Here is a 14,074-nt window from a genome sequence, read left to right as displayed (position 1 = left end):
ATTGTGAGTTGTTGTTGTTATTAAAATTTATATTTAAATTGAATGTTTATGTCTAAACCGCGTTTGTAATCTGTAACACCTTTTCCGTTCGCTGAGGTTACAAATACATCTCCAACAGTACCATCTTCTCTTACGTATTGTATTGAAGGATTTAGTATGTTTTTAGCGCTTAAGTTTATTTCAAAATCTTTGTTTATAGTGTTTTTCCAAACGAAGTCTAAAGTAGGAATCCCTTTTTCTACTATATTTCCTAGATCTCCAGATCCTAAAGCATCAATTCTATCAGAGAAATATGAGAATACTAAGTTTGCTACGGGCTTGTAGTTTTTAAAAGTTGGAGAGTAGCTTATGTCTGCATTTAATATTAATGGCGAAGCACCTTGTAATTCATCTTCAGTTTTATTGAAAGCCAAATCAAAAGTACCATCTATTGTTGGATACAAATCTTGTTTTGTTTTCATGTATGTAGCATTAACTCCAAAAGATAAGTTGGTGTTCTCTTCATCATCTACTAAAATGTTTTTTCTTAATTCTACTTCAACACCATATACGCTAGCTTTATCTCCTGTTCTAACATAACGTTGTGTTCCGGTTGCATCACCTACTACAACAAGATTAATTGGGTTGTCAATTTGTTTAGTAAAAGCACCTATCGAAAAGATTTCGCTTCTGCTAAAAAACCATTCGTATTTTAAATCGATATTTAATATTTTAGAATATCCTAATACATCTGGATTACCACCAATTCTTGTTGATACATCTTCGTAAACAAAAGGAGCAACTTCTTTAAATTCTGGTACAGAAACGGTTTGACTTGCAGAGAAACGTATGTTTTGATCATCGTTTAAGCCATATTTTACATTTAAAGTTGGAAGAACAAAAGTCTCTTTAAACGAGCGTTCGCTGTTTCCTTGATTACCTAGGTTTATAACGTCGTATTTAATAGATTGGTCGAAAGATTCTAATCTAACACCAGGAACAAATAGCCATTTCTCACCAGCTTTAATTTCAGCATCAGCATAACCAGCAGCAATACTTAATTTCCCTGAGTAAGTGTTTTCTGGCAAACCAGGTAAATTACTGTTTCCTAAAGTTTGATTTGGATCAGTTGAGCTTACAGGGATACCGTTTATAACAGAAATATCGTATCCTGTAGTGTTGTTGTCAAAACTAATATTAGATAAAGAGAAGAAACTGTCAAAATTATTTATATCTGTTACTGCATATCCATTGTCTTGGATGTCATATCCATAACGGATGTTATCAAATTGCCTTGTTTTATATCTTCCGTTATACCCAAAATTTAATTTTACATTCTCATTAGCTTCGTATGCTAAATTGATTCTACTGTTGTACTCATCATCTTCAATATTTTGAAAATAACGTTGGTTATCGTAATCTACATTACTATAAAAACTTGGGTTTGTACTAGGATCGTTGTCAAGTGCTAAGTGGTAGTTTTCTAAACTTATACGTTTTCTGTCTGGTTGATTTGCGTATACTTTGTTATATCCAAATCCCCAATCTAATTCGTATTTACCAGATTTATGATTTCCTAATAATTGATTTACAAACATTCTAGTTTGATCGAACTGAACATTCATTTGGTAAAAACCTTCGTCTGTATTAAGGATTGCATCTCTGTTTTTTCCTTTACCATCAATACCAAAATAACCGATTTCTTCTGAAGAACTATTAATAAAAATAGAATTAAACTTTATACTATTATCATCATTCATTCTATAGTTTAAGTTAGCCATAGCAGTTGTAGTTGTGCTGTACTCATATTCTTCGGCAGCCTCAAAACTCTTTTTTTCTACAGTCGAAAAATCTACAGCTTTACCAAATCTGTACTCGTAATTGTTCTCGAAAGAAGCAGTTGCAAAGACACTTAAACGAGAGTCGTCATTAAAGTCGAAAGTATTTCCAATAGAAGCACCATAGTTAATATTAATTGGAGTGCTTGTACTTTTAGGATCTATACCATGCGATAAAATAACAGCAAATGGGTTGTGCTCGTATTTACCATAGTATCCAAAATAACCAGCATCATTACTTCTTATAAAGCTCTTGTCTATTGCGTTAGTGTTAAAACCAGAGCCAGCGACTACACTAAAAGCTAAATTACCTTTATGTTCTTTTGAAGTGATGTCTATATTTCCGGCAGAAAAATCGCCATAAAATTTAGAAGAGTACGCTTTACTAATGGATACGTTTTGAATAACATCCGAAGAGAATAGGTTTAAATCAATGTTCTTTTTGTTAACATCGTTAGATGGCAATGAAAGACCATTCATAGTGGTGTTTAAGTATCTGTCTCCAAGTCCACGAACATAAACATTACTAGAGCCTTCTTGCTTAGAAACTCCAGAGATTTTAGCAACGGCTCCTGCAGCATTGCTAACACCTTTTCTAGAGAGTTCATCTGCACCAATACTTTGTTTAATTTCAACAGCTTTCTTTTGGTCTAGAAGTAGAGCAGTTTCGCTTTCACGTTTTGTTGTAGTTTGTAAAACAACTTCGTCTAAAGCTGCAGCACTTGCATTTAAAGTAATATTTAAAACTTTATCATCGTTTGCTTTTAATTCAAAAGGTATGTTCTGTGTTTCATAACCAATAAAACTAAATTCAATAATGTAAGAGCCAGCTTCTAAGTTTTCAATCTTATAAAGACCGTCAAAATCAGCTGATGTTCCTTTGTCTGTTCCTTTAATAAGAACATTTGCAAATGGAAGCGGTTCGTTGTTAAACTCTTTGTCTAATACTTTTCCGGAAATTGAAGCACTATTTTGGGAGAAAGTGAATACTGATGTTAATAAGATAACGGTAAGAAAAAATTGTTTCATTTTATGGTTTAATTTCTGCTGCAAAGAAACTATCAACATGTAAAGTCAAGGTTAACTAGAGGTTAAACCTTTTTCATCAAAAGGTTAGTTTAATGTTACCAAGGAAGTTGTGTTTTTATAATTTGGAAACCTTAATTTAACATTGAAATTTATATATTGCAAGCACTTAATAGCTTACTATGAATTGGGAACAACTACTATCGCTAAAACGTTTTGGTGATACAAATAAAAGATTACGTAAAGAACAGGATGAAACACGTTTGGGTTTCGAAGTCGATTACGATCGAATTATTTTTTCTTCAGAATTTCGAAGCCTTCAGGATAAAACTCAAGTTATTCCTTTATCTAAAACCGATTTTGTACACACGCGGTTAACGCATAGTTTAGAGGTTAGTGTTGTTGGTCGTTCTTTAGGGCGACGTGTTGGACAGAAAGTATTAGAAAAACACCCGCATTTACAAAATATTCATGGATATCAAGCGCACGACTTTGGAGCTATTGTTGCTGCTGCTGCCTTGGCACATGATATTGGAAACCCACCTTTTGGGCATTCTGGAGAAAAAGCGATTGGTGAGTTTTTTAAATCGGGAAAAGGAAAAGAGCATGCGGCAAGTTTAGCCGATAAAGAATATCAAGATTTATGTGATTTTGAAGGTAATGCTAACGGATTTAAAATTGTTACACAAAGTAGAGTGGGCAGAGAAGGTGGTTTGCGTTTAAGTTATGCAACACTTGGTGCATTTACAAAATACCCAAAAGAATCCTTGCCTAAAAAGCCAACCAAACATATTGCAGATAAGAAATACGGATTTTTTCAGAATGAAAAAGAAGCCTTTATCGATGTTGCAGAAGAATTGGGTCTAGAGAAAAGAAGTGAAAAAGATACAAGTTATGCTAGGCATCCTTTAGCTTTTTTAGTTGAAGCAGCAGATGATATTTGTTATACAATAATCGATTTTGAAGATGGTATTAATTTAGGTTTAATACCAGAAGCTTTTGCTTTAGAGTATCTAATAAACTTGGTAAGAGATCGCATTAAAACAGAAAAATATCACACGCTTTCTAACACTGAAGATCGCATAAGTTACTTAAGAGCGTTAGCAATTGGAGCACTAATTGAAGAAGCTATCGATATGTTCATGAAAAATGAAGAGGCTATTTTGGCAGGAACTTTTAGTGAAGGTCTGCTAGATAAGAGTAAATATGAAGCTCAAATTAATGATATTATTAAGTTAAGTGTTGAGAAAATTTACCAGTCTACAGAGGTTATAGAAAAAGAGATTGCTGGTTATGGCGTGTTAAGTACTTTACTAGAAACTTATACAAGTGCAGTAAATAATTGTTTTTCTAATACTGAATCTAATTACGATAAGTTAATTCTAAAAGGATTACCAAAAACGATAAAAACAGATCAAGAAAGTTTGTATGAAAGACTTTTAAGTGTTTGCCATTACATTTCATTATTAAGCGATAGTCAAGCTATCATTCAATATAGAAAAATAAAAGGATTTAGTATTTAGGAGAGTTTGTTCGATATAAATATTGAAAGACTTTCTGCATCTAGACCCGTAGATTGTTGTAGTTCTTGAACAGTTCCATGTTCTATAAATACATCGGGAATACCTTTTAAATAAATGTTATTCTTGTAGTTGTTCTCTGCTGCAAATTCTAAAATAGAACTTCCAAAACCGCCTTTAATAGCATTATCTTCAACTGTAATAATAGTATTGTGAGTTTTAAAGATATCGTGTAGAAGTTTTAGGTCTAATGGTTTTATAAAGCGCATGTCGTAATGCGAAATTTCTTTAAGCGTTTTAGATAGAGTAATGGCTTTTTCTACATTGGTAGCCATTGTGCCAATAGTTAAAACTGCAAGTTTATGACCTTGTTTTAATACTTCGGCTTTGCCAATTTCTATTTTAGAGAAGGGTTGTTGCCAGTCAATAATACTTCCACGACCGCGAGGATAGCGAATTGCAATTGGGTGTTCTAAGCTTAATTGAGCAGTGTACATAATGTTACGTAACTCTATTTCATTCCGTGGAGCGAAAATAATTAAGTTAGGAATGCAACGCAGGAAGCTAATGTCAAAAATACCATGATGAGTTGCACCATCTTCTCCAACCAAACCAGCGCGATCCAAACAAAAAACAACAGGTAAATCCTGTATTGCAACATCATGAATAACTTGGTCGTAGGCGCGTTGTAAAAAAGTAGAATAAATATTGCAAAATGGTATCATGCCTTGAGTTGCCATTCCTGCAGCAAGAGTTACTGCATGCTGCTCTGCAATACCAACATCGAAAGCGCGATCAGGAATTTGTTCCATCATGTATTTTAAAGAACTTCCTGTGGGCATAGCAGGAGTAATGCCAATAATACTCTTGTTTTGTTTTGCTAATTCTACAATAGTATGCCCAAATACATCTTGAAATTTTGGTGCTTGAATAGGGTTTTCTTTTTTGTATAAATCGCCAGTTTTAGGATCAAATTTTCCGGGAGCATGGTATGTAACTTGGTTTTCTTCCGCTTGGCGTAAACCTTTTCCTTTGGTAGTAATAACATGTAAGAACTTAGGTCCTTTTACGGTTTTTAGTCGTTCTAATTCTGAAATTAAAAGTGGTAGATTATGTCCATCAATAGGTCCTGAATAATTAAAATTTAAAGCTTCAAAAATATTGTCTTGCTTTTGTGTGCCTTTTTTAACGTTTGTTAAATATTGCTTTAAAGCACCAACGCTTGGGTCTATACCAATAGCATTGTCATTTAGGATTACTAATAAGTTGCAATCTGTAACTCCTGCATGGTTTAGGCCTTCAAAAGCCATCCCACTTGCAATAGAGGCATCTCCAATTACAGCAATATGTTGTTTGTTGTAGTCGCCTTTTAATTTTGAAACAATGGCCATACCTAGAGCAGCCGAAATTGAAGTAGAAGAATGGCCAACACCAAAACTATCAAATTCACTTTCCTCTCGCTTTGGAAACCCGCTAAGACCATTTTTTTGTCTATTAGTATCGAATAAGTCTCTTCTACCAGTTAGTATTTTGTGTCCATATGCTTGATGTCCAACATCCCAAATTAATTGATCTTCAGGAGTGTTAAAAACATAATGTAACGCTATTGTTAGCTCTACAACGCCCAAACTGGCACCTAAATGTCCTGCCTTTGCAGCTACAGCCTCAATAATAAATGCTCTAAGCTCTTTAGCTAAAACAGGAAGATCGGCTTGTTTTAGTGTTCTCAACGATTCAATAGAATGAATTGCATTTAATGGATGATTTTGCATTTGTTATTGTAGTAATGTTATAAAATACAGAAAAAACATGTTAAAACTGAATGAATTCTCAATAAAAATTATGTTTTAATTAAAATAATTGTAAGCTGCTTGTTATATTTGCGACATTCTATAAAACTATCTTTAAACTACACAAAATTATGAAGAAAAATTACATTCTAGGCTTATTTGCCACTGTATTTTTACTTGTTTTCCAATTGGGGCAAGCTCAAAATGACTTAGCTAGCAACGAGTTTGGTTCGCTAATTCAAAACTGGTTAGACCAAAACAAAGAAAAACACAACTTAACTGAAAATGATTTATCTAACTTATTAGTAACTGATTCCTATTTTTCTAAAAAAACAAGAATCAATCATGTCTATGTTAATCAAGCTTATCAAGGTTTGAAAATCCATAATGCTAAATCAAGTATTGCAATTAAAGATAATAATGTCTTTTATTATGCTAATGGTTTTATACAAAACATTGCTGCTAAAGTAAATACTGTTTCTCCTGTAATTAGTGCAGAAGATGCAATTAGTGCGGTGGTTAACGAATATAATTTAGGAAGTATTTCTAATATGTCTGAAATAAGTCATAGTAATAATGATTACGTTTTTTCTAACAGTAATGTGTCTCAAAGCAATATTCCTGTAGCTTTAGTTTTACAACCTACAATCAATGGTGATTTAAAATTAGCTTGGGATTTAAATATTAATGCACTTAGTGGAGAGCATTGGTATAGTGTAAGAGTAGATGCTACTAATGGAGAAGTTTTAAGTACAAATGACTGGGTTGTAAAATGTAGTTATGGAGATGGTAATCATGCAACTCATAAAGCGCATAAACTTAATACAGAAACTGTAAATTTATTTAAAACTTCATCTTCTGCTATGATGGTAGATGGGTCTCAATATAGCGTTGTGCCTTTTCCTTTTGAAAATCCATTAGAAAACGGAATATCTGTAGTTTCTGAACCGGCAGATGTAAATGCCTCTCCTTATGGATGGCATGATTTTACTGGATCTGCAGGAGCGGAATTTACTATTACAAGAGGAAATAATGTTTATGCACAAGATGATAGAGATGGAAATAATGGATTTGGATATGCACCAGATGGAGGAGCAACTTTAAACTTTGATTATTCTAGTTCGGTTATTGATCTTAATCCATACGGATTTGAAGATTTATCATTAACTAATTTGTTTTATGTAAGTAATGTAATGCATGATGTTTGGTATCAATATGGCTTTGATGAGGTTTCAGGTAATTTTCAGTTAAATAATTATGGAAATGGAGGAAGTCAAAATGATTCTGTAATCGCAGATGGACAAGATGGAATTGGCTTTAATAATGCTAATTTTTCTACACCACCAGATGGTAATAATCCAAGAATGCAAATGTTTTTATGGGATACAACTACAAGTCCTTTAAATGTTAACTCTGGAGGACCAATAATAGGAGAGGTTGTTGCAAGTTATCCTGCTCCAACAGATGATACAAACAATGTAACTTTCCCAAGTCCTGAGCCTGTAACGGCAGATTTAGTTTTAGTTAACTCAGGAGGAGCAACGCCTACGGAAGGATGTAGTGCATTAGTTAACAGTTCGGCAGTATCAGGAAAGATAGCTGTAATAAAAAGAGGGACATGTAATTTTACAGATAAAATTCAAAACGCTCAAAATGCTGGAGCAGTAGGAGTGATTATGGTAAATCATAATAACCCAACTAATGATCCAGCGTATACGGAATATGTTACTATGGCAGGTTTTACAACCCCTGTTTTAGCGATACCATCTGTTTTTATTAATAATTTAGATGGAGAACAATTAATTGCAGCACTTTCAAGTGGTACTATTATAAACGCTACTCTTAGTAGACCTACAATAGATGGTAGTTTAGATAATGAAATTGTAGCACACGAATATGGTCATGGAATTTCAACACGATTAGCAGGTGGGCCTTCAGATTCTAATTGTTTAGGTAATGCAGAGCAAATGGGCGAAGGATGGTCCGATTGGTTTGGTATGATGATTACAATGAAAACTACAGATTTAGCTACAGATGCAAGAGGATACGTTACGTACTCTGTTGGGCAAGAATTAGGAGGCGTTGGAATTAGACCTTTTCCATATAGTACAGATACTTCTGTAAACCCTTTAACGTATGCAGATACAAATAATGAATTAACTATTTCTTCTCCTCATGGTATTGGTACAGTATGGGCTACCATTTTATGGGATTTAACATGGGATTATATTGATAAATATGGGTTTGATACTGATGTTTATTATGGTACAGGAGGAAATAACAAAATAATGCAACTTGTTTTAGATGGTTTAAAGCTTCAAGGTTGTGATGCTGGTTTCATAAATGGTAGAGATGGTATACTTGCTGCGGATATGGCTTTAACTGGTGGTGAAGACCAATGTATGATTTGGGAAGCTTTTGCTGCTAGAGGAGTTGGTGTTAATGCATCTCAGGGAAGTTTTGCTTCAAGATTAGATCAAGTTGAGGATTTTACACAGCCTGATTCTTCTGATCCAACACTACAAAACTGTACAAGTTTAAGTGTAGATGAGTTTAAAACGTCTAATTATTCAATTTTCCCTAATCCAGCTAACAATATGTTGAATATTAAAGTGAAAAAGAATTTTGGAGATGTAAAAATGACATTAACAGATATTAATGGTAGAATTGTATTAACTAAGAATGTTAATTTAGCTTCAGAAGCTCAATTAAATATTAGTGCATTACAATCTGGAATGTATATTCTTACTATTAAAGGTGATGGTATTAATACAAATGATAAAATTCTTAAAAACTAGAGATAGTTTTTAAATAATTATTTTAAAGGCAGCTATTTTATAGCTGCCTTTTTTTATTCAACATTAATAAATATTGGAAGTATATAGGATACTGGAGTCGCTTTTTTGTGCGTGTTTTTGGCTGGAGTTAATAAAGGTAATTTATTGATAACGCTTATCGTTTCTTTTTCGAATGCAGGATGAGGAGCTCTAACTTCTATATCTTCAATACCTCCAGAGGTGTTAATAATAAATTTAGCATATATTTTTTGTTTTCCTTTTAGATCTAAGTTTACAGTTGAAGGTGTACAAAAGTTACCTTTAACAAAATCACTTAACTTAGCCTGAAAGTATTTTAATTCTTCTTTTTTAGATAAGTCTTTAGGTGTGTCTTTAAACTTTGGTAATTCATCAACATAATGTATGTTGTACGGTTTTTTAGGAAAATTCTCTTCAATACTCATCTTTCCTATAGTAAGTGGAGCTTCAATACTTAAAGAAGTTTCATCTATTGGCTCTGGAGTAGCAATAATATCTCCAGTAATTATTGTTTCAATTTCTATCATACCATCTGTCTCTGGATTTCGAGGGCTAATTAAAGGCGCTTTACACGCTTTCTTTTTTACAATACTATCTTTTGTTATGGGAGAAGGAGTAATCATTCCTAAAACATCAATAACTTCATTTTTAGTAGTATCAATTACTTCTATACTGTCAATTTTTTTAGGCGCTCCATTTTTTGAAGAACAACTAAAAATTGATGTTCCCATGGTAATTATTAGTGCCAAAAAGAACGCTTTATAAATACTATGTTTTTGCTGAATTAAATCTAAAGGAACCCTAATATTTATAGAGTCTAATTGTGTTTGTTTTATATGTCCACAAATACGTTGGTCTTTGTTTTGTATCAAGTAATCTTGAATTTCCAAAGTGTTCATTTTTGTAAAATCAACAACTGTTTTTGAACAAGAGTTACAAAAACGGCCTTTGTCTTTAGGAGACATTGTGTTCCAACCTTCGTGACAGGGTTCTGGTATTTTAATAGAATAATAATTTGCCATATTATAAATCTTTTTAAACTAGTATCAAAACTCTTGCCGAAGCGTATTATTTAAATTGAAATCGTATTTTTATAAAATGATAAAACCATACGACGACAAATATTTCATGCAAAAAGCATTGCAAGAAGCAGAGGAAGCCTACGAAAAAGGAGAAATTCCTGTTGGAGCTGTTATTGTAATTGAAGATAAAATTATTGCAAGAGCACATAATCTTACAGAACTTTTAAATGATGTTACTGCACACGCAGAAATGCAAGCTATTACTGCTGCAGCAAATTTTTTAGGTGGAAAATATCTTAAAAACTGCACATTATATGTGACACTAGAACCTTGCCAGATGTGTGCAGGTGCTTTATATTGGAGTCAGATTTCTAAAATAGTATATGCAGCAAGAGACGAAGACAGAGGCTGTATAAATTTAAAGACAAAATTACATCCTAAAACAAAAATTGAAGGCGGAATACTTGAAGAAGAGGCTTCAAAATTAATGAAGCGCTTTTTTGTAGAAAGAAGAAACCTAAATTAACGTCTTTTATCACCTTCTCGCTCACGCATTTTATCAAGGTTCTCTTTAGTTATCATGTAATCTCTTGGGTTTTTATCTTTCCAACTGTACCATGAAAATAAAGGGACTACAATAAAAAAGAAACCAAGGACTCCATAACCTATTAACTTTTGAGAATAAGAAACATCCAAAGCGTAGCCACAAATAATTGAGGCAAAAGAAGCAATAAAGAAGAACCAGATGATATATTTCATTTTATAAAAATTGTTGGCACAAAACTAATCAAAATTTAGATTAAGATGAAGCGTTAATTAATTGTCTTCGGTAAGCTGTTAGTAATTTCGATTTCGAAACGAAACCAACATATTTTTCATTTTTAATTACAGGTAAATTCCATGCTCCAGAATCTTGAAACTTTTGCATAACTGTTTGCATAGAATCTTTTTCATAAATAATTTTATCTGGTGGATTATGCATTAAAGATTCAACTAAAGTAGCGTCATAAAGCGATTGGTCGAACATAATATCTCGAACATCGTCCAATAAAATAATTCCAGATAATTTACCATGTTCATCTACAACCGGAAATAAATTTCTTGTCGATTTAGCAACACCTTCATAAAGCATTTCTCCAAGAGTCATTTTTGGGTGTAGTTTAGAAAAATGACATTCTATAATAGAGTCCAGAGTCATTAATGTTAAAACATTTTGATCTTTATCGTGCGTTAAAAGTTGCCCTTTTTCTGCAAGTTCTCTGGTGTAAATAGTGTAGTCGATTGCGCTTTTTTTAATACTAAAAGAAATACCAACGGCAATCATTAATGGGATGAATAATTCATAACCACCAGTAATTTCTGCAATTAAGAAAATAGCAGTTAAAGGCGCATGCAAAACACCCGCAACTAGACCGGCCATACCTATTAAAGTGAAATTGGTTTCGCTAACATTAAAACCTAAGCCTATATTATTTATTACTTTGGCTACTGCATTACCAAGTGCGCTTCCCATAACTAGTGTAGGAATAAAAATACCACCAACTCCTCCAGCAGCAAAAGTTGTAGTCATGGCTACTGCTTTAAACACGGTAATGCCAATAAGAAGAGCAATAACCACCCAAATGTTATCATTAAAAGCATCGAAAGGTGTTTTTCCTAGAGCTTGAATGTGATTTCCTGCGAGTAAATTGTTTATAAAGCCAAAACCCTCACCATATAACGGCGGAATAAAATACAGCATAATACCAATAGCTAAGCCTCCAATAATTAAACGTTGAAAAGGAGTTTTAAAGCGTTCGAAAAATTTAAGTATAGCAAAATACATCTTCGTAAAGTAGATAGAAGCAAAGCCGGTTCCAATACCTAAAGCTGCATAGAAGAGAATATCTTTTATTTGAAATTTATCTGAAAAATTAAAATTGAAAAGTAAATCGTCTCCTAGAAAGAAATAGGAGGTAATTACAGATGACACCGAGGCTATAAGTAGAGGTAATAACGACACAAAAGTTAAATCTAGACTAAAGACTTCTACGGCAAAAATAATTGCGGCAATTGGGGATTTAAAAATAGAAGAAATTGCTCCAGCTGCAGCACAGCCAATAAGTAGTGTTCTTGTTTTTCTGTTAATATGAAATAGTTTTCCTAGGTTAGAACTTATTGCAGCACCAGAAGCTACAGCAGGACCAAGCAAACCAACCGACCCTCCAAAACCAACGGTTAAAGGAGCAGCAATTAAAGGAAAATAAATTTTTGAGCGTTTTAGAAATCCACTTTTTCGTGTTAACGAAAATAATATAGATGGAATTGCATGTTCAATAGGTTTTTTACTTACATATTTTACAAACAAATACACAAATAATAAACCTATTACAGGCAATATAAAATATAACTGATTTTGAGAAAAGACAATACCTTTAGCAAGAAGCGCTTCTATTGCAAAGGTTACGTTTTTTAATGTTACAGCAGCCAATCCTGCTAATAACCCGACTAATGCACTTAATATAAAAGTAAAATTCTTTTCGGAAATGTGTTTATATTTCCAAATTAAAAAGCGTTTAAGAAGTGTTCTTTTTGGCATGATTAGTTACTTATATCAAAGTAACAAAAAATCCTGCGACAAGCAGGATTTTAATATTAAAAGTATTTAGAGTTTTTCAATCTTAGACTTGAGTACTGTTAAATCTTGAGGATAAATTTGTCTTAAGGTTTCTACGTACGCTCGTTTATTGTTATAGCCTTGATTATAATCGTCTATCGCTTCATTTATAGTTTCTAAAGCTTCTTTGTTTTTATCTTCAGCTATAAAAATTTGCGCTTTATAATACTTAGCATCTGCGCTGAGGTTTCTTGAATATTCAAGTTGTTTATTGAAGTTTAAAAGTGCTTTTTCATAATCTCCTGCTTCAAAATAAGAAATACCATTGTATAGAAAAGCAGTAATATCTACGTAATCTTCTCCAAATTCTTTGGTCTCTTTAGTGATGTGTTTTTCAAAATAGGCATTAGAGTTTTTATAATCGTTTAAACCTAAATAGGCAATACCTCTCCAATAATCTACACTATGTCCTTGTGGAGCATCAATAAAATCTGGTGTTAACGTATCGCTGGCGTCAAAATCTGCAATTGCTTTTTTATAATCTCTATAAAACCATAAATAGAGGTAACCTCTCCAAGGAATTCGTGTTACAGAATCCATTTTTACAGCCTTATTATATTGCGGAAGCCATTTGTGAGGAAGCCCTCTTTTTAAATCTGCGACAGATAACTCATAAACACCAGGTTCGTAAGTTGGATCTATTGTAACAGCTTCTGCTATGCCATTTTGAAATGCAGTAGAGCCTTGCCTAAATTGAATTGCAGCTTTATAGGTCTTTTCAGCTGATTCTCTTTTTTCAGAAGCGTTTAAACTAGTTTCATTTTTACAAGAAAAAAGTACTAGTAAGCAACATAGACTAAGGTATGATTTGAGTAACTTTTCCATTTTCTATTCTATATGAGATGTAATTGTAATAATTGTATGGCTTATTGTTTTTTGGATATTTTAAAATATTCCAGTGTTTTGAGTTTGAAGTAAAGGTTAGTAATTCATCTACTAAATCTTTATTAAGAGGTGTTTCCTCAAGGTCTAAATTCATTTCAATAATTTCAAACCATCCAGCATTACCTTCGCAGTTTACTAAAAACCGAAAGTTTAAATACCCAGAGTCATTATAATTATTAGTATTGAATTCACTAAATAATTGATCTCTATAATGTTTTTTGTTAATGTAGTACCCTTCTAATGCAGAGCCATTGTAAGTTCTTTGTATAAAACCATCTTCACAAAGTTCATATTTATCTTTAAGCAGCGCTTTATCTTGGTCTATATAGCCAATGTAGTTTTGGTAAGGTTTGTTTTCTGTATTGTGAGCTTCTGTGTAATAGTAATAGCCGTAACCAATAATTCCGGCAATGGCTATAATAATTATTAAGAGTGCTATTCCAATAATTTTAAAGACTTTCTTGCGTTTCATAAATCTAAGCTAACAAAAAAATCCTGCAAAAAGCAGGATTGATTTATAAACAGTTAATTTGAAGGTATAA

Annotated in this window: 10 protein-coding genes; 3 read left to right on the top strand and 7 right to left on the bottom strand. The window is 32.7% G+C overall.

The window, feature by feature from the left end:
• Positions 1 to 20 precede the first annotated feature (20 nt).
• The gene (locus ASC44_RS07460; RefSeq protein ID WP_055446989.1) at positions 21 to 2,846 is read right to left on the bottom strand and encodes a TonB-dependent receptor; all 2,826 of its coding nucleotides are present in this window, start codon (positions 2,844 to 2,846) and stop codon (positions 21 to 23) included.
• A gap of 179 nt (positions 2,847 to 3,025) precedes the next feature.
• Here ASC44_RS07460 and ASC44_RS07455 point away from each other — a divergent pair, with 179 nt between their 5' ends.
• Positions 3,026 to 4,366, top strand: coding sequence for a deoxyguanosinetriphosphate triphosphohydrolase (locus ASC44_RS07455; protein ID WP_055446988.1), 1,341 nt, complete (start codon positions 3,026 to 3,028; stop codon positions 4,364 to 4,366).
• Here the strand turns inward: ASC44_RS07455 and dxs are convergent.
• Positions 4,363 to 6,135 carry a 1-deoxy-D-xylulose-5-phosphate synthase gene (dxs, locus tag ASC44_RS07450; RefSeq protein ID WP_055446987.1) on the bottom strand — a complete coding sequence of 591 codons (1,773 nt, stop codon included), beginning with the start codon at positions 6,133 to 6,135 and terminating at the stop codon, positions 4,363 to 4,365. The two genes, ASC44_RS07455 and dxs, sit on opposite strands and share 4 nt — an antisense overlap.
• 149 nt (positions 6,136 to 6,284) lie before the next feature.
• Between dxs and ASC44_RS07445 the strand changes: the two genes are divergently transcribed.
• On the top strand, positions 6,285 to 8,951 hold the full coding sequence (locus tag ASC44_RS07445) for a T9SS-dependent M36 family metallopeptidase (RefSeq protein WP_055446986.1): 2,667 nt from the start codon (positions 6,285 to 6,287) through the stop codon (positions 8,949 to 8,951).
• 53 nt (positions 8,952 to 9,004) lie between these two features.
• Here the strand turns inward: ASC44_RS07445 and ASC44_RS07440 are convergent, their stop codons facing one another.
• Positions 9,005 to 9,991: a hypothetical protein gene (locus tag ASC44_RS07440; RefSeq protein WP_055446985.1), complete on the bottom strand. Its 987-nt coding sequence runs from the start codon at positions 9,989 to 9,991 to the stop codon at positions 9,005 to 9,007.
• A gap of 76 nt (positions 9,992 to 10,067) precedes the next feature.
• Between ASC44_RS07440 and ASC44_RS07435 the strand changes: the two genes are divergently transcribed.
• Positions 10,068 to 10,517, top strand: coding sequence for a nucleoside deaminase (locus tag ASC44_RS07435; RefSeq protein WP_055446984.1), 450 nt, complete (start codon positions 10,068 to 10,070; stop codon positions 10,515 to 10,517).
• Here the strand turns inward: ASC44_RS07435 and ASC44_RS07430 are convergent.
• From ASC44_RS07430 to ASC44_RS07415, 4 genes are all read right to left on the bottom strand, one after another.
• Positions 10,514 to 10,750, bottom strand: a complete 237-nt coding sequence (locus tag ASC44_RS07430; protein ID WP_055446983.1) for a hypothetical protein — start codon at positions 10,748 to 10,750, stop codon at positions 10,514 to 10,516. The two genes, ASC44_RS07435 and ASC44_RS07430, sit on opposite strands and share 4 nt — an antisense overlap.
• A gap of 40 nt (positions 10,751 to 10,790) precedes the next feature.
• A complete protein-coding gene (locus ASC44_RS07425) occupies positions 10,791 to 12,569 on the bottom strand; it encodes a chloride channel protein (protein WP_055446982.1) in 1,779 nt (592 codons plus the stop codon).
• 66 nt (positions 12,570 to 12,635) lie between these two features.
• The gene (locus tag ASC44_RS07420) at positions 12,636 to 13,472 is read right to left on the bottom strand and encodes a tetratricopeptide repeat protein (protein WP_055446981.1); all 837 of its coding nucleotides are present in this window, start codon (positions 13,470 to 13,472) and stop codon (positions 12,636 to 12,638) included.
• Positions 13,444 to 14,004: a hypothetical protein gene (locus tag ASC44_RS07415; RefSeq protein WP_055446980.1), complete on the bottom strand. Its 561-nt coding sequence runs from the start codon at positions 14,002 to 14,004 to the stop codon at positions 13,444 to 13,446. The genes ASC44_RS07420 and ASC44_RS07415 overlap by 29 nt, the downstream gene beginning before the upstream one ends.
• Positions 14,005 to 14,074 lie beyond the last annotated feature (70 nt).

This window comes from Lacinutrix mariniflava (genome assembly GCF_001418015.1).
GTDB lineage: Bacteria > Bacteroidota > Bacteroidia > Flavobacteriales > Flavobacteriaceae > Lacinutrix > Lacinutrix mariniflava.
This window is presented reverse-complemented; position numbering and strand designations above follow the sequence as displayed.